Here is a 14,832-nt window from a genome sequence, read left to right as displayed (position 1 = left end):
AGCCGGTCTTCGAGATATGGCCGGAACGGTCATTCTGAATCCATAACCCGGGCATAAAAAAACGGGGGCCGAAGCCCCCGTTTCCGGAACTGTATGTTCGCCCGACTTAGAAGAGCGACAGCACCGACTGTTCGGACTGCTGAGCCAGCGACAGCGACACGACGCCGAGCTGCTGACGGGTCTGCAGGGAGAGCAGGTTGGCTGATTCTTCGTTGAGATCCGCGTTGACCAGCTTGCCGGCACCTTCTTCGAGGGTGTTGATCAGGTTCTCCGTAAAGTCGAACCGGATCTGCAACAGGCTGTTACTGGAACCAAGCGTGGAAGCAACGTTACGCACTTCGGTCAGGGCCGCATCAAGATCCGAGATCGCCGCATCGATGTTGGCATCGGAACCGAAGTTCGAAGCTGCCAGTTCGATCGAAAGGCCGGTGGCGTCCAGCGCGGTGCCGGTAACCGTCAGCTTGTGATCGCTGTCTTCGTCGAAGGTGGTGATCAGGTTATCTGCCGTCTGACCAATCAGATTTGAGCCGCCATAGCTTGAGTCGTTGGCAAGGTCAGTGATCTGGTTGCGAAGGACGTTAAACTGGTTGGCAAGGTTCTGACGCTCGCTGGTGTCCGTCGTCTGCTTGGCCTGAAGGGCAAGACCCTTTGCCTGTTCGACAAGTTCGGAGACTGATTCGGCGCCGAGAACGGCGTTTTTCAGGGTTGAAATACCCTGGTCAATACTGTCTTTCAGGCTGGCCAAATCGCCTGCGCGGTTGCTGAGACCTTCTGACTGGAAGAAGGCGAGAGCGTCATCAAGGGCGCTGTTGACCTTAAGACCAGTGGAAAGACGTTCCTGCGTACGACCGATAAGACGTGAGGTCTTATTCAGCGAAAGCAGGTTGGTACGTGTTGATGATGCAAGGGTAATGTCACTTGACATGATAATGAAGTCCTCATTCTAGGTTTCACTGCAGCCCTTTCTGGCTGCCGGACTCTCTGCCTGAGTTATCCGTAGCCTTTAGTTGCCCCAATTCTGTTCAACTGTCAAGCCGGTTTGTTCTGTCGTCATCAGATGAAGTTCGCAATGCTGAGCTGGTTGATCCGCGCCGTTGCCTGATAGCTGATTTCAAGATTAAGCGAGGATTGCTGCAGCCGCACCACGGCTTCGGTCGGATCAATGGATTCGATTTCCTCGATTTCGTTCTGGGTGAAGGTAATGAAGCTTTCGAGGCCTTCATTGACTTTCTGCAACTGGTTGGCGGCAAATCCCAGCTTCTGGGCTTGTGTGCCAAGTTCTGAAATGGCGTTGCTTAGCAATGATTCGACGAAGTCGACGGTCGCCGCGTCAGCCGGGTCAGGATGGGCATTCGGATTGTCGATCATCACGGACAATGCGCCAATGAGATCCTGGAAGGCCGTTTCATTGGCCCGCATGGCGAAGTCCAGTTCCACATCGTCACTGGCCCGATAGGTAAGGTCGATATTGTCGCCATCGTAGTAGTAAGTCTGATTCAGGGCGGTATCGACAAAGGCTGTTGCGGTTCCGTTCAGTTCGTATGGCTGTCCGGCGCCACCAATTTCAGCGGACAGGGTTGCCTGATCATTTGGCAGGGTAACCGGTTTCGCATTCGTGCGTCCGCCGCCGAACAGATAGTCACCGTCGATTTTCAGATTCAGCTGCGCCTCGACTTCCTTCAGAAGGTCAAAGGCACGTTCCCGCGGGTCAAACACCTGATCCGTCGGATCTGCGCCGGAGCCGACACTGCTGTTATAGAGCGACTTGGCTTCATAGGCGAGGTCGGTCAAAGCCTCGATCGCGGCGTTGTAAGCCTTGATGTCGAGATCGACGCGGTTGTTTTGTGCCAGATTCTGCTCGGCATTCTTGACCGAGTTCTCCAGATTGATCAGCTGACGGGAATTAGCCGAAATCCCTTTGTAATCCTGCGAGCGTTTGCCCGTGGCAACCTGGACCTGCAGTTCAATCAGTTCCTGCTGCGACTTGATCAGCCGGCTCGTGTTCTGAGATGTGAATGTATAGGATCCGATACGCGATATCATGGTTCGATTCCTCCTGGAACCCGTCAGATGAGGTTGATGAGTTCGTCAAACATCTGGTTTGTCGTGGAAATGACGCGCGATGAGGCTGCGTAAGACTGTTCAAAGATGATCAGGTTCGACAGTTCCTCGTCGACATTCACGTCACTGATAGACGATCGCTGAACATCCAGCCGGTCGACAAATGTTTGCTGGAAGTCGAGGTTGGTGTTGTTGGCTGTGGCACGGGCTGCCTGCTCGGAAACCAGCTGACTGCCGTATTCAGAGAGGGTCGCTGATGTGGCGCCCAGATTTCCTGATGCAGAGAAGCTGATATTGTCGGTGAACTTGTCTGCCAGCAGCTGGGCGACCGCATTGTCGTTCTCGGAGATGTAGAAATCTCCGGCATTTGTCTGCCCGGCAGGAATGGTATTGACCTGGCCGCGGCTTAGCAGGGCCGGGGTTGAGACGATATCGCTGCGAACGCTCATGGTGCCGGCTTCGTTGAACTCGTCATTCGCGACGATGAGATCGTTCATGCCGAAGACATAACTGAAACTGCCGGACCTGGTGAAAGCAGCTGTCGTCGTGGCCGTGCCGGTAATGGCGCTGTCGATGTCCTGAATTGAGATTCCGGTGCCGGTGGTGGTCAGTTCCAGCACGCCGGAAGTGGCGTTGACGCTGGCTGTAACCGTGGTGTTCCCTGCGGCCCCGTTGATGGATGCCAGAATGTCCGCCATGTTCGTGTCGCCGGTGAGGTCCACGACGAAGGCTTCTGTCTGTGAGCCGGCGGCATCCGATACGAGGATACGGAATGTGCCGGACGCGGATGTGAGATCATCGCTGGCATTCGGCAGGCCTGTCGTGTTCAGCGTGCCCGTAAGTGTCTGGGGAGGCGGGAAGCCGGTGCCCTGATTATGGACAATGTTGATCTGTTCCCGCAGGGTCGATGCGAGCGTTTCCAGCTCAGTCTGCAGGTTCGGCAATTCCGTGTCACGGAGATCAACCAGTGCCTTCAGCTTGCCGTTGCGCAGTTCGGTCGTGATGTCGGTTGAACCAACATTCAGCGCATTGATGTTGGTCGGGTACACGGTCGAGGTCGAGATCGAGGAGGCGGTGTGGCTGAGGGTGGATGCCGTCTCGTCGACCAGCGGCCGGCCACTCTGGGTATAGATTGCAACCCGTCCATCTGATTTGAAGAAATAGGAAATATCCATGTAGCTGGAGATTTCCTTGATCGCGATGTCGAGGCTGTCACGCAGGTCTGAAGAAGGCGTATCTGCCGCTACGGCTTTGGAAATTGCCGTATTCAGGGTTTCAATGGTGGAGAGCGTGTTGTTCAGGGTGGTGACCGCGTCTTCGATCTCTTTATCCGCAGCTTCGCGCAGATCCTGAATCTCGGTACTCATGTCATCAAGTTTTGTGAGTACGTTCGACGTCGCGGTGACGGCACCCTGCTGGGTCAGCGTCTTGTTCGGGTCGGCAGCCAGTTGTTCAAAAGCATCCGCCATACTCTGAATCAGGTGACTGACCGAGCTGTTTGCTTCGGGCGTGCCGAAGACCGCCTGGAGGCGGTTGTAATAGGTATCCAGTGTGCTCTGGCGCTGCAATGTTGCCGTCTCGCCATTGATCTGGCGCAGCAGACTCTGATCGACCTGCCGGGAATAATTGGAAACCGTGACGCCCTGGCCGATACCGGCAACGGTACGGTTCTGCTGGGTGGCCGTTTTGCGGGTATAGCCTTCGGTATTCGCGTTCGAGATGTTGCTCGAAATCAGCTGCAGGTTCTGCTGAGCGGCCTGCAGGCCGCTGACGGCGGTGGAGAGTGCTGATGTCAGTGACATGGCTTAATCCTCCTCAGAACTTGCCGTCAATGGACAGCGATACATTGCTGACGCCCGGACGCTCATAAGTGTTGACCTTGCCGCCGGCGTTATAGGTCTGTGCGCCGCCAGCGCGCTTTTCCTTCGCGGCATCAATGATGGCATCCATCAGGCGGCGTCCGGCGGTCAGTGTGGCCTTGATCAGCCGTTCGTTTTCACCGGCAATGGTTTGCAGCTTGCCGGCCACGCTGCGATAGCGCTCACGGATTTCCTCATCGAGATCCTTCAGCCGCTCCTGCTCAAGGCGCAGCGACAGGATGAGTTCTTCGTACTGACGCGACATTGCATCCTTGCGTTCCTGCTGGGCGCTGACCGCTTCAATCTTGTGCTGCCGCAGTTCTTCATTCTCGTTCGACATCATGCCGCTCAGCTGTTCGGCGATCTCGATCGCGGTGAGCATCCGGTCTTTCATTTCCATCACTTGCCCTCCTGAGCCTGAAGCATGGCTTCGTAGACTTTATCCGCGAGGCCGATACCGCCGGCATCAACCATCTTGCGACCGTATTCCTGGACCATCATTGACCGGAAAACCTTCTCGCCCTGACCGCCGCCAAACATGCCGTCCGTTTCCAGGCTTTCGAACATCGGCTGTATCATGCTGGAGATAAAAACCGCTTCGAAGTCCTTGGCGGCTTCCCATGTTTCGCCGGCCCGGGCATTCTTTGCTGCGACATTCGGCTGACGGTAGGCGAGGTTCATGCCCGCCTGTGAAATTGCGCTTTCGCCGTACATCACATCACCTCGATTTCGGCCTGCAGCGAGCCCGCTGCCTTGATGGCCTGGAGAATGGTAATCATATCGCGGGGGCCGACACCGAGAGTGTTCAGGCCATCCACCAGATCCTGCAGGCTGACACCCGGATCAACGACGGTCAGCTTGCGGTCCTGGCCTTCATCGACTTCGACAGCACTGCGGTTGACAGTTTGCGTGGTGCCGGTGGCAGAGAACGGTTCAGGCTGTGACACCTGTGGGGTTTCTGTCACCCGGATGGTCAGGTTGCCCTGGGCTATGGCAACGCGGCTGACCCGGACGTTCTCGCCCATCACGATCACACCCGACTGTTCGTCGATGATGACGCGGGCCAGCTGGTCCGGCTGGACCCGCAGCTGCTCGATATCGGTCAGCAATCCGACGACGTTGTTCTCGTAGTTCGAGGGAATGCTGAGAAAGACGGTGCCCGGATCGGTTGGCCGTGAAGCAGCAGTGCCGAGATAGGCATTCACGGCATCTGACAGTCGGCGGGCCGTTGTGAAGTCAGGGTTACGCAGGCTGATCCGGATGCTTTGCAGGCTTTCCAGCTCGAAGCCGATTTCACGTTCGATGATTGCACCGTTAGCGATACGGGCGGAGGTCGGGACACCCTTGGTGATGGTTTCCGCAGCACCGGCCGCGGTGAAGCCGCCGGTTGCGACCTGCCCCTGCGAGACGGCATAGACTTCGCCGTCAGCACCGATCAGCGGGGTCACCAGCAGGGTGCCGCCCAGCAGACTGGATGCGGTGCCGAGTGCGCTGACTGTTACATCAATCCGTGCCCCCTGACGGGCAAAGGCCGGCAGGGATGCCGTCACCATAACCGCTGCAATATTCTGTGAGGAGAGGCTGGAGGCAGAGTCACGAACGTTGACGCCGAGGCGTTCCAGCATGCCGATCAGGCTCTGCCGGGTGTAGATTTCAGAGGATAACGTGTCACCGGTTCCGTTCAGGCCGACGACGATGCCATAGCCGACCAGCATGTTGTCCCGGACGCCTTCAAATTCGGCGATATCCTTAATCCGCGAATTGGCATCCGCCGGGGTCAGGGACATCACCGTGAGAGCGAGGCTCAGGGCAACCAGGATAACTGGTTTGGAGTGGAGGAACTGTTTGAACGGCTTCAGCATCTTCTTGCTCATCTCTGTCAATCCGGACGTCTCTCGCCCGCAACTGTTAATGCGAAAGTCGTGCCATAAACGGAAAGATGTTCAGTGCATTGTAATTACTGAATATTTTTTATTTCTCTGGGGTTCTGGTTTTGTGAAAGGCTCTGCTTTCAGGGAAGCTGTTTCCGCTCAGCGGCAATTATTGCCGCCTGTCATTGAGCCGTGTTCACGGGGATTTAAGTGTTGTGTGACAGTCTGCCGTTGTAACCTGTGAGTCTGAATGCAGGCGGAGGAACGTTGAATGTCCGATGGCATTAAAGTTGGTGGCTCAAGTCGTGTAGGCGGGCCATCGCGAACCACAAAGAAGCAAGGCAAGTCCGGCAGCTCGTTTGCCGAGGCGCTGACGTCACTGTCTTCGGCGGAGGATACGCCGGAGATGGAGAGCATGGCTTCGGTGGACTCCGTTGGAGGACTGCTGTCATTGCAGGAGGCGCCGGATGCCGAGGACCGGCCGGCACGGCGCCGTGCGGTTACCCATGGCAGCAGTCTGCTGGATGGCCTGGAAGAGATCAGACTCGGTTTGCTGACCGGATCCATACCAATGGAGAAGCTCGGACGACTGGCACAGGCTTTGCGGTCCCGGAAGGGGCAGAGCGGGGATGCCGAACTGGAAGATCTGATCGCCCAGATTGAGCTCAGAACCGAAGTTGAGCTGGCAAAGCTGCAGCGCAGATAGCAGGCCGGGCGGGACTGACAATCCAAAGGTCAGTTAAAACAATCATTTATGATCTTCACGAACTCGTTTCGTCAGGTGACTGATCGGCGCTTGCAGGTCGTGGAGGGCGTCTCTATATTCCGCCGCCAATAATCAAGAAAAGTAATGTTTTTGGACTTAACCGGCGTTAGGAACAAAGTGAACATGGAGCTCATGGACCTCCCTTTACCCCCTGATTATCAACCGTCGGAAGACGAAGAGTTTATGAACCCGCGTCAGCGGCGGTTCTTCAAAGAAAAGCTGTTGCGCTGGCGTTCTGAACTTCTGGCGGAATCAAACGAGACTCTCGCCAGTCTGCAGGAAGGCGATCTTCAGAAGCCGGATATCGCTGACCGGGCTTCTGCGGAAGCAGACAGGGCTCTGGAACTGCGGACCCGTGACCGGGCCCGCAAGCTGATCGCGAAAATCGATGCCGCACTGAAGCGCGTTCATGATGGCACTTACGGTTATTGTGAAGAGACCGGTGAGCCGATCAGCCTGAAACGGCTGGAAGCGCGTCCCATCGCGACCATGAGCCTGGAAGCTCAGGAACGCCATGAACGTATGGAACGGACGCATCGCGACGACTAGGAACAGCGTGAACCCCTAACGTGGTTTGATGATTTTGTCTCCGGACAGCAAAAAGCCCGCAGCGATAAAGCTGCGGGCTTTTTTCTGGCATCTTCCCGGTCAGATCAGAACGGGAAGATGATGTCGTAGATCTGCTGGCCCCAGCGCGGTGACTGAAGGTCCATGATCTGGCCACGTCCGCCGTAACGAATGCGGGCCTCGGCAATCTTGTCATGGCTGATCTGGTTTGATGCTGTGATGTCTTCCGGGCGTATCACGCCGTCGACAATAATTTCCCGGACATCATAGTTCAGGCCAACTTCCTGCCGCCCGTGAACTACCAGATTACCGTTTGGCAGGACCTGGGTCACAATTGCGGCAAGCTGCACACTGACAGTTTCGTTCCGGGTGATCTTGCCTTCACCGTTCGAAACATGCTGGGAATCGAAATCGATCGCTGAAGCGGGGGTGATCGATTCCGGCAGAATTCTGCCCAGCGCATTCTGATATCCGAGGAACTGATCGAGACCGGCATTCTCTCCGGCTGTCCGGTTCAGTTCGGTCTTGTTCTGGGTGGTTACGCTGTCTGCAATTGAGACGGTAACGGTCAGGATGTCACCGACCTTTGCTGCCCGCTGGTCCTTGAAGAAGGCACGCGCGCCGGGCCGCCAGAGCGAGTTGGAGTTATGCCGGGCGATCTCGGGCTGTGGCATGGGCAGGCTGACAGGCTTGTAATTCGCCTGCTGTGTCGGGTTTTCAATCTCTGCCAGTGAGGGCTGGGAGCCAACTTCCGACAGGCGGCTCAGCGTGTTGCAGGCTGCGGTCGACAGCATCAGGGCGGTCAGACCGGCGATCCGTGCTGTCTGTGCGAGGGTAGGGGATGTCATTTCAAGCTCTCCTGAACGGGGTTATCGTTCAATTTGTCAGGCGGCCACCGATGCCGGCGACGGTAACTGTCCCCGGTGCGGTAACGGTGGCTTCGATGGTCGTCTTGGAGGTTGTGTTCTGAATCCGGATCACATCACCTTCACTGCCCGCCTCCAGCGCACGGCCCTGTGCGGTCAGTTTCAGGGCACCGCGGATCAGGTACATGTTGACCAGTGAATTCTTCTCGACGACAACCGGGCGACGGACGGCACCTGCCCGCACAATGGTTCCCGATTGCAGGGCGCGGCGGGGCGACATGCCGACCAGCTGCTCCTGATCAACGATGGTGTTCCGTTCAATCCGGTCCTGGCGCAGTTCCAGCCATTCGATATCATTTTCCGAAATCACGTCACCACTTTCCATGCGCCGGTTAAGCACGGGGACATCAACGACCGGGTGGATGCGTCCGGAAACCCGGGTGCGGGTGCCGCTGGCCATGTCACTTGAAATGCCAAGGATGGCTGCGAAACGCTCGTCTCCCGGCTGATACTGCAGGTCTTCTATCCGTATTGCCGTCGTTGCATCCTGGGGGATGTGCAGGGTCAGGTTGCGGGATGTGAATTCGATCTGAAAGCGGTCCGGCGCGCCCCGTTCGGACAGGGCTGCAGAAATTGCCTGCTCGATATCGGACTGGCCGATAATCTGGCTTGGACGAGTGATGATTGCCTGATCAAGGCGGCTCATCGGGCGCCATTTCAGGCGGTGATGCCGGGCGACCCGATACAGCCAGAGCGCGTCGAACACTGCCTTGCGACCGGGTTTCGGTGCGTAGGCAACAGAAATTTCGCGCTGATCTTCCGGCAGGTTGGCAAACAGGTCGCCGAGGCGAATGTAATTGTCGTCCACCTCTGAATGCCCGCGCAATGAGGGCAGGGGCGTTCCGTCGAGTTCGGCGATGGCGGGGGCAGCCATGAAATGAGCTGCAAGAACGATCGCCAGTGTCAGGATGATTTTCTTCATCTTGTCTCTCCTTGGAGAAGGTTTCGCCTATCGGATGTTTGTAACGGTCGCCATCATCTGATCGGAGGTTTCAATAACCTTGGAATTCATTTCATAGGCGCGCTGTGCGGTGATCAGATTGGTGATTTCCTCGACCACATTAACGTTGGAGGTTTCGAGATAACCCTGCAGCAGGCTGCCAAACCCGGTTGAATTCGGATTTGCTGTTGTTGCGTTGCCAGATGCGTCAGTCTCGACAAATAGGTTGTCCCCGATGGCGCTCAGGCCAGCTTCGTTCTGGAACCGGGAGAGCTGGATCTGGCCGACATTCTGGGGTGCCACGGTACCATCAAGAGTCACCAGCACTTCGCCGGAATCATTGATGGTGATGTTGATGGCGTTCTGCGGGATCGTGATGCCCGGCTGTACCGTATTGCCGTCATGGGTGACCATCTGTCCGTCTGCGTTCAGCTGGAACGAGCCGTCACGGGTATAGCCGGTCTGCCCGGACGGCAGGTCGACGGCAAAATAACCCTTGCCCTGAATGGCCAGATCAAAGGTGTTCTGGGTCTGCAGGATATTGCCCTGGGTGGTGATGCGATAGACCGCAGCGGTGCGCACACCAAGGCCGAGCTGAATGCCGGATGGCACAACGTCACCATTGTCCGAACTGGTCGAACCGGCGCGCCGCAGATCCTGATACAGCAGGTCATGGAATTCAGTCCGGCGCCGGGTATAGGCCGTGGTGTTCATATTCGCGATGTTGTTCGAGATAATCTCGACGTTCGTCTGCTGTGCCAGCATTCCCGTCGCGCCGATGCTCAATGATCTCATGTCGTTATCCTTTTCTAATCGTTCAGCTGATCGACGGATCAGTTGGTGCGGGTGAGAATGTCGATGGCCTTGCGCTGCCGGTCATGATCCTGACTCATCAGGCGACTGGTGCTTTCATAGGCGCGGTGTACTTCAATCATCTGGCTCATTTGCAGGATCGGTTCGACGTTTGATTCCTCAATCGAACCCTGGACCAGATCGGGGTTATCCATCACCTGCGGGGTGATCCGCTGGGGTGCCCGGTACAGGCCGTTGGCGATGCGTTCCAGTTCCTGCGGATTGTCAAATCTGACGACCTGCAATTTCCCGATTTCTGCGCCGTCGGTCGAAATGGTGCCGTCGCGCGAGATATCGATGGTGGAGACACCGCCATCAATCACGATGGGCTCGTTATCCGTGTTCAGAACACGCTTGTCGCCGGCAGTGATCAGTTCCCCGTCTGCGTTCAGCGAGAAGCGTCCGTTGGCCGTGTATTCGTTATCGTTCCTGCCTTCGACGACGAAATAACCTTCCTTGGCGATGGAAACATCAAGGTCGTTTCCTGTCGCGATCAGCGGGCCCTTGCTGAGGTCGGTGTAGGAGGCAACATCGGACACGAAGGCGATCTTGGCCTTCAGGCTCGATTCGCCGCCCCGTGTCTTCACAACGTAGTCATCGAACATGACATGTTCGCTCTTGAAACCGTCAGTGTCGGCGTTTGCGACATTGTTGGCGATTGTCGCCATCTGGTTTCTGAGAACGCTCATTCGCGATAATGCGACGAGTGTGAGGTTTTCCATTTTCGTCTCCGGCCTGTATCAGCGGCGTGGCGTTATTAGCTGCCATTCCTGTAGCAGGAGCCGTGCCAAGAAAAATAAATCAATGAAATCAATGCATTAACTATTGTGTGTCGGTTTGAGGGGACGGCTGGGGGACGAAATCGACCCACCGGGAAGGCAATTATTGCCGCTTCCGGTCGCTGACCTCCCGGATCAGGCCGGCGGAAAGGCTTTTTTAACCCTGTAACACTAAGATAAAGGATCAGTTTTGGCTGGTTTGCGTTCCCCCGGCATCCATGAACTGATATAGGTTACAGGGTGGACCCGAAGTTTTTTTCGGGCAGTGAAAGGATGCCGCTCAGGCGGTGACAGGCGGATATGGCGGACGACGATCTCGACGAACCAATGGGTGACGACATTGATTCCGGCTCCGATGAAGGTGGCGGAAAGAAAGGCGGCAAGAAGAAGCTGCTGCTGATCGTTGTGCCGTTGCTGCTGCTGATTGGTGGTGGTGCTGGCGCTTATTTCATGGGGCTGGCAGATCCGATCATCGCTATGATTACGGGGGGTGAGCCGGCGGCAGAGGAAGCCCAGCCACAGCAGGAAACAGTCAACGAGATTGGTGTTTTCTATGAAGTTCCGGAAATGCTGGTGAATCTGAATTCGGATGGTCGTCGCAAGGAATTCCTGAAAATTCGTGTCGCGCTTGAACTGAACGCTCAGGAAGACGTTCCGCGGATTGAGCAGGTCATCGACCGGATTGTTGATAATTTTACAGTCTATTTGCGCGAACTGCGACAGGAAGACCTGCAGGGGTCGGAAGGTATCTATCGTCTGCGTGAAGAACTGCTGATCCGGGTGAATGCGGCGACGCGCCCAACCCGCGTGCGTGATGTGTTGTTCAAGGAAATGCTTGTGCAATGAGTGGCCTGACCGATCAGAATTTACCACCGGAAGGTGACGACGAGGACGTCGCCGAAGACTGGGAGTCCATGCTCGATTCAGAAGGCGGCGAGGGTGGCGGCGACGGCGACGGAGAAGACGACGACCTGGCGGCCGAATGGGAAACCATGATGGACGGCGATGATGATGACGGGGGTGGTGGTGAAACGACCCGCGTTCTCAACCAGGATGAAATCGACAGTCTGCTCGGTTTCGACGATGACGGCGATGATATGGGCGAGCAGTCGGGAATCCAGGCGATTCTCAACAGCGCCATGGTTTCCTATGAACGTCTGCCGATGCTGGAGGTCGTCTTTGACCGTCTGGTCCGGATGATGTCGACATCGCTCCGGAATTTTACCTCGGATAACGTCGAGGTGTCGCTGGACAACATTTTGTCGCTGCGTTTCGGTGATTACCTTAATTCAATTCCGCTGCCGGCGATGCTGGGTGTTTTCAAGGCTGAGGAATGGGACAATTACGGGCTCCTGACGATTGATTCTGCCCTGATCTATTCGATTGTCGATGTGCTGCTTGGCGGACGCCGCGGCACGGCTGCCATGCGGATTGAAGGTCGGCCCTATACCACGATTGAACGCAATCTGGTGGAACGGATGATCCATGTCGTCCTGGATGATCTCAGCGCGGCATTTGATCCTCTCAGCCCGGTTGCATTCCGGTTTGACCGGCTGGAAACCAACCCGCGTTTTGCCACTATTTCCCGGCCATCAAACGCAGCGATTTGCGCCAAGCTGCGGATTGATATGGAAGACCGTGGCGGGCGCCTTGAACTGTTGATTCCCTATGCGACGCTGGAGCCGGTTCGCGAACTGCTGCTTCAGATGTTCATGGGTGAGAAATTCGGACGGGACTCGATCTGGGAAACCCATCTGGCGCAGGAGTTGTGGTTAACCGACATTGATCTTGGGGCAGTTTTGGATCAACAAACACTGTCACTGCAGGATATACTTGCATTGAAGGTCGGCGACCGGCTGATGCTGAATGCGACCCCGGATTCCCGGGTTGCCCTGCGGTGTGGTGATATTGAACTGTTCAAGGGCAAGATGGGACGTCGTAACGGACAGATTGCGATCCGGATTGATGAGAAGGCAAAACCCCGTGACCGTGCACAGGGATAACAGGATCAGGATGGGGCTGTTATGGATTGGTCATTGATCCTCGATATTATTCTGGCGCTGCTGCTGGCAGCGACGATCGGTTTTGCCTTTGCACTCAACCGCCGGTTACGCACGCTTCGTGACAGCCGGTCGGAACTTGGCCAGATGATTACCAGTTTTAATGAATCGACCCAGCGTGCGCAGGGCAGCATTCAGGAATTGCGGCGGGCGGCTGACCGGACAGCCCAGGAACTGGATCAGAGAATCAAGCGGGCGCAGGTTTTGCGGGATGAACTGGAATTCTTTACGGAGCGCGGTGACCGGCTTGCCAATGAACTTGAAGCTGGCATTTCAGAAGGACGGAAGGTCGCCGGGGGAATGCCCAAGGCGGCCCCGAACCCGGATGCGCATACGAAAGCTGACCGAACAGGCCCGAGCGAGGAATTGCTCAAAGCCCTCAAGTCTGCCCGGTAGGAAGTTGCTGTGAAATATCTCAGAATTCTTCCCATAACGATTTTTGCTGCAGCGTTATTGCTGACGGTGAAACTGAATTCAATCTGGGGTGTTATCACCGACCCGTATTATGGCCGACAGGCACCGGCTGTCGCCGTCGCGAGTGCGATTGCACAGCAGGAATCACCGCCGGCAGATAGCCAGCAGGCGCCGGCTGCTTCTGCTCCGGCTGCGCCAGCAACAGCACCGTCATCTCCGCCCCCGCTGGCACCGGTTGATCCGGGGCTGTCGGCGCTGAATCTGACCCAGACGGAAATCGATACCCTGCAACAGCTTGCGGCCCGCCGTGAAGAGCTGGAACAGCGTGAGCGGCAGATCGACCGCCGGCAGGACCTGCTGTCGGCCGCAGAAACCAGGATTGACCGCAAGATTGTCGAGCTGAAGGAACTTCAGGGCGTTATTGATGGCCTGCTGGTGAAGCATGACGAGCAGCAACTGCGTGAATTGCGTCGTGCAGTTAAGACTTATGAATCAATGAAACCAAAAGATGCGGCAGCCATCTTTAATACGATGGAAATGGCCACTTTGCTTTCCATCGCCGAGCAGATGCGTGAGGCAAAACTGGCTCCCGTTATGGCTAATATGACAGTCGAGAAGGCTAATGAACTGACAGTAAAACTGCTCGATGGCAGAAATTTGCCGGAACCGGGTGGTAGTAATGGCCAGAATGCAGCAAATTAGTAAGAAATTAGCTGATAGTCAGGTTATTCTGATTGTCTGTCGTTCGACTGGATATGGCGCAGTATCAAACTGATCTGAATAGTGAGTGAGAAAATGGCAGTAGATATGAATATGAACATCCTCATCGTCGATGATTACAAGACGATGCTCAGGATTATGCGCAATCTGTTGCGTCAGCTTAATTTCATCAATGTTGATGAAGCCAGTGACGGGTCGGCAGCGCTTGAGAAGCTGCGTACGAAGAACTACGGGCTCGTCATTTCGGACTGGAATATGGAGCCGATGACGGGATTGCAGTTGCTCAAGGAAGTACGGGCAGACGCAAAGCTTCGGTCACTGCCCTTCATCATGGTGACGGCCGAGAGCAAGTCCGAGAATGTCATCGCTGCCAAACAGGCCGGCGTTTCGAATTATATCGTCAAGCCATTCAATGCGGATACGCTCAAAGGCAAGATGGCTAGCGTTATCGGCCAGTTCTGACGCTGACGCGGAATGACCAGCGGTCGCATCAAACAACTGGCCGAAAAACCGGCCTCGAAAAGCCGTGAGGCTGGTCTGGTGCGTCTGGTTGATGAACTTGGCGGCCTTGTCGCCCGGAGCCAGGATCATCCGCAAACCCGGCTTTCAAGTATCGAGACGTCTCTGACGGCCCTGCAGGACGGTCTGGCAAGAGGGGCGCTGGCCTCCTCTCTGGCTGATCTGAAGCTGCTGATTGAGGAAATTCGTACAGATACAGAAACTGCAGCAAATGCTATAATGGATGCCTGTGAGGCGATCCAGAATGGGGAAAGTCAGGATGCTGCATTATCAGACATTTTCACAGCTTGCGGGTTTCAGGATATTGTCGGGCAGCGTTGCGACAAAGCCGGGCAGTTACTGGACATCGCGGCTAATGGACCGCTGCCTGCTGAGATGACGGAAAGCCGGGCTGCTGAAAAGAACGCCGGACTGCTGGACGGGCCTTCCGGCCAGCAGGACAAGCCTTCACAGGATGACATCGACAAGCTGTTCTCCGACAGCGGTGTCGGCTGACAT

At 56.1% G+C, this 14,832-nt stretch carries 18 protein-coding genes; 8 read left to right on the top strand and 10 right to left on the bottom strand.

Annotated elements, in window-relative coordinates; genetic code table 11:
* Nucleotides 1–106: 106 nt before the first annotated feature.
* The 6 genes from GH722_19115 to flgI form a co-directional block, all read right to left on the bottom strand.
* On the bottom strand, nt 107–925 hold the full coding sequence (locus tag GH722_19115) for a flagellin (protein MRG73875.1): 819 nt from the start codon (nt 923–925) through the stop codon (nt 107–109).
* Between the two features lie 128 nt (nt 926–1,053).
* Nucleotides 1,054–2,043: a hypothetical protein gene (locus GH722_19110; GenBank protein ID MRG73874.1), complete on the bottom strand. Its 990-nt coding sequence runs from the start codon at nt 2,041–2,043 to the stop codon at nt 1,054–1,056.
* A gap of 23 nt (nt 2,044–2,066) precedes the next feature.
* Nucleotides 2,067–3,863, bottom strand: a complete 1,797-nt coding sequence (gene flgK / locus GH722_19105; protein MRG73873.1) for a flagellar hook-associated protein FlgK — start codon at nt 3,861–3,863, stop codon at nt 2,067–2,069.
* A gap of 13 nt (nt 3,864–3,876) precedes the next feature.
* Nucleotides 3,877–4,320 carry a hypothetical protein gene (locus GH722_19100; GenBank protein ID MRG73872.1) on the bottom strand — a complete coding sequence of 148 codons (444 nt, stop codon included), beginning with the start codon at nt 4,318–4,320 and terminating at the stop codon, nt 3,877–3,879.
* The gene (locus GH722_19095; GenBank protein ID MRG73871.1) at nt 4,320–4,634 is read right to left on the bottom strand and encodes a hypothetical protein; all 315 of its coding nucleotides are present in this window, start codon (nt 4,632–4,634) and stop codon (nt 4,320–4,322) included. Before GH722_19095 ends, GH722_19100 begins: the two co-directional genes overlap by 1 nt.
* Nucleotides 4,634–5,782 carry a flagellar basal body P-ring protein FlgI gene (flgI, locus tag GH722_19090; protein MRG73870.1) on the bottom strand — a complete coding sequence of 383 codons (1,149 nt, stop codon included), beginning with the start codon at nt 5,780–5,782 and terminating at the stop codon, nt 4,634–4,636. Before flgI ends, GH722_19095 begins: the two co-directional genes overlap by 1 nt.
* Nucleotides 5,783–6,062: 280 nt before the next feature.
* Between flgI and GH722_19085 the strand changes: the two genes are divergently transcribed.
* Together GH722_19085 and dksA are read left to right on the top strand one after the other, a co-directional pair.
* Complete coding sequence (locus GH722_19085; protein MRG73869.1) at nt 6,063–6,497, top strand: flagellar assembly protein FliX; 435 nt, start codon at nt 6,063–6,065, stop codon at nt 6,495–6,497.
* Between the two features lie 192 nt (nt 6,498–6,689).
* Nucleotides 6,690–7,106: an RNA polymerase-binding protein DksA gene (gene dksA, locus GH722_19080; GenBank protein ID MRG73868.1), complete on the top strand. Its 417-nt coding sequence runs from the start codon at nt 6,690–6,692 to the stop codon at nt 7,104–7,106.
* 104 nt (nt 7,107–7,210) lie between these two features.
* On the opposite strand, the gene flgH is transcribed toward dksA, so the two are convergent.
* Genes flgH through flgF form a run of 4 tightly spaced genes read right to left on the bottom strand, consistent with a single transcriptional unit; the run spans nt 7,211 to nt 10,564 of the window.
* Complete coding sequence (gene flgH / locus GH722_19075; GenBank protein ID MRG73867.1) at nt 7,211–7,972, bottom strand: flagellar basal body L-ring protein FlgH; 762 nt, start codon at nt 7,970–7,972, stop codon at nt 7,211–7,213.
* A 28-nt stretch (nt 7,973–8,000) separates the two neighbouring features.
* Nucleotides 8,001–8,972: a flagellar basal body P-ring formation protein FlgA gene (gene flgA, locus GH722_19070; GenBank protein MRG73866.1), complete on the bottom strand. Its 972-nt coding sequence runs from the start codon at nt 8,970–8,972 to the stop codon at nt 8,001–8,003.
* 27 nt (nt 8,973–8,999) lie between these two features.
* Nucleotides 9,000–9,785: a flagellar basal-body rod protein FlgG gene (gene flgG / locus GH722_19065; protein ID MRG73865.1), complete on the bottom strand. Its 786-nt coding sequence runs from the start codon at nt 9,783–9,785 to the stop codon at nt 9,000–9,002.
* Between the two features lie 38 nt (nt 9,786–9,823).
* The gene (gene flgF, locus GH722_19060; protein ID MRG73864.1) at nt 9,824–10,564 is read right to left on the bottom strand and encodes a flagellar basal-body rod protein FlgF; all 741 of its coding nucleotides are present in this window, start codon (nt 10,562–10,564) and stop codon (nt 9,824–9,826) included.
* Between the two features lie 357 nt (nt 10,565–10,921).
* Between flgF and GH722_19055 the strand changes: the two genes are divergently transcribed.
* The 6 genes from GH722_19055 to GH722_19030 all read left to right on the top strand — a co-directional run bounded on the left by GH722_19055 (nt 10,922) and on the right by GH722_19030 (nt 14,829).
* A complete protein-coding gene (locus GH722_19055; protein ID MRG73863.1) occupies nt 10,922–11,467 on the top strand; it encodes a flagellar basal body protein FliL in 546 nt (181 codons plus the stop codon).
* Complete coding sequence (fliM, locus tag GH722_19050; GenBank protein ID MRG73862.1) at nt 11,464–12,624, top strand: flagellar motor switch protein FliM; 1,161 nt, start codon at nt 11,464–11,466, stop codon at nt 12,622–12,624. The genes GH722_19055 and fliM overlap by 4 nt, the downstream gene beginning before the upstream one ends.
* Before the next feature lie 21 nt (nt 12,625–12,645).
* Nucleotides 12,646–13,077: a hypothetical protein gene (locus tag GH722_19045; GenBank protein MRG73861.1), complete on the top strand. Its 432-nt coding sequence runs from the start codon at nt 12,646–12,648 to the stop codon at nt 13,075–13,077.
* A gap of 9 nt (nt 13,078–13,086) precedes the next feature.
* Nucleotides 13,087–13,797, top strand: coding sequence for a hypothetical protein (locus GH722_19040; GenBank protein MRG73860.1), 711 nt, complete (start codon nt 13,087–13,089; stop codon nt 13,795–13,797).
* A gap of 93 nt (nt 13,798–13,890) precedes the next feature.
* A complete protein-coding gene (locus GH722_19035; protein MRG73859.1) occupies nt 13,891–14,277 on the top strand; it encodes a response regulator in 387 nt (128 codons plus the stop codon).
* 12 nt (nt 14,278–14,289) lie between these two features.
* Nucleotides 14,290–14,829: a hypothetical protein gene (locus GH722_19030; protein MRG73858.1), complete on the top strand. Its 540-nt coding sequence runs from the start codon at nt 14,290–14,292 to the stop codon at nt 14,827–14,829.
* Nucleotides 14,830–14,832 lie beyond the last annotated feature (3 nt).

Source organism: Alphaproteobacteria bacterium HT1-32 (assembly GCA_009649675.1).
Classification (GTDB): Bacteria; Pseudomonadota; Alphaproteobacteria; order Rhodospirillales; family HT1-32; genus HT1-32.
Note: the sequence above shows the minus strand (reverse complement) of the source record. Positions and strands in the feature narration are given on the sequence as shown.

What these genes read in the sequence shown, in the direction of transcription:
- GH722_19115 (MRG73875.1), bottom strand. Translation starts at nt 925, where the DNA reads ATGTCAAGTGACATTACCCTTGCATCATCAACACGTACCAACCTGCTT.
- GH722_19110 (MRG73874.1), bottom strand. Translation starts at nt 2,043, where the DNA reads ATGATATCGCGTATCGGATCCTATACATTCACATCTCAGAACACGAGC.
- flgK (MRG73873.1), bottom strand. Translation starts at nt 3,863, where the DNA reads ATGTCACTGACATCAGCACTCTCCACCGCCGTCAGCGGCCTGCAGGCC.
- GH722_19100 (MRG73872.1), bottom strand. Translation starts at nt 4,320, where the DNA reads ATGGAAATGAAAGACCGGATGCTCACCGCGATCGAGATCGCCGAACAG.
- GH722_19095 (MRG73871.1), bottom strand. Translation starts at nt 4,634, where the DNA reads ATGTACGGCGAAAGCGCAATTTCACAGGCGGGCATGAACCTCGCCTAC.
- flgI (MRG73870.1), bottom strand. Translation starts at nt 5,782, where the DNA reads ATGCTGAAGCCGTTCAAACAGTTCCTCCACTCCAAACCAGTTATCCTG.
- GH722_19085 (MRG73869.1), top strand. Translation starts at nt 6,063, where the DNA reads ATGTCCGATGGCATTAAAGTTGGTGGCTCAAGTCGTGTAGGCGGGCCA.
- dksA (MRG73868.1), top strand. Translation starts at nt 6,690, where the DNA reads ATGGACCTCCCTTTACCCCCTGATTATCAACCGTCGGAAGACGAAGAG.
- flgH (MRG73867.1), bottom strand. Translation starts at nt 7,972, where the DNA reads ATGACATCCCCTACCCTCGCACAGACAGCACGGATCGCCGGTCTGACC.
- flgA (MRG73866.1), bottom strand. Translation starts at nt 8,972, where the DNA reads ATGAAGAAAATCATCCTGACACTGGCGATCGTTCTTGCAGCTCATTTC.
- flgG (MRG73865.1), bottom strand. Translation starts at nt 9,785, where the DNA reads ATGAGATCATTGAGCATCGGCGCGACGGGAATGCTGGCACAGCAGACG.
- flgF (MRG73864.1), bottom strand. Translation starts at nt 10,564, where the DNA reads ATGGAAAACCTCACACTCGTCGCATTATCGCGAATGAGCGTTCTCAGA.
- GH722_19055 (MRG73863.1), top strand. Translation starts at nt 10,922, where the DNA reads ATGGCGGACGACGATCTCGACGAACCAATGGGTGACGACATTGATTCC.
- fliM (MRG73862.1), top strand. Translation starts at nt 11,464, where the DNA reads ATGAGTGGCCTGACCGATCAGAATTTACCACCGGAAGGTGACGACGAG.
- GH722_19045 (MRG73861.1), top strand. Translation starts at nt 12,646, where the DNA reads ATGGATTGGTCATTGATCCTCGATATTATTCTGGCGCTGCTGCTGGCA.
- GH722_19035 (MRG73859.1), top strand. Translation starts at nt 13,891, where the DNA reads ATGGCAGTAGATATGAATATGAACATCCTCATCGTCGATGATTACAAG.
- GH722_19030 (MRG73858.1), top strand. Translation starts at nt 14,290, where the DNA reads ATGACCAGCGGTCGCATCAAACAACTGGCCGAAAAACCGGCCTCGAAA.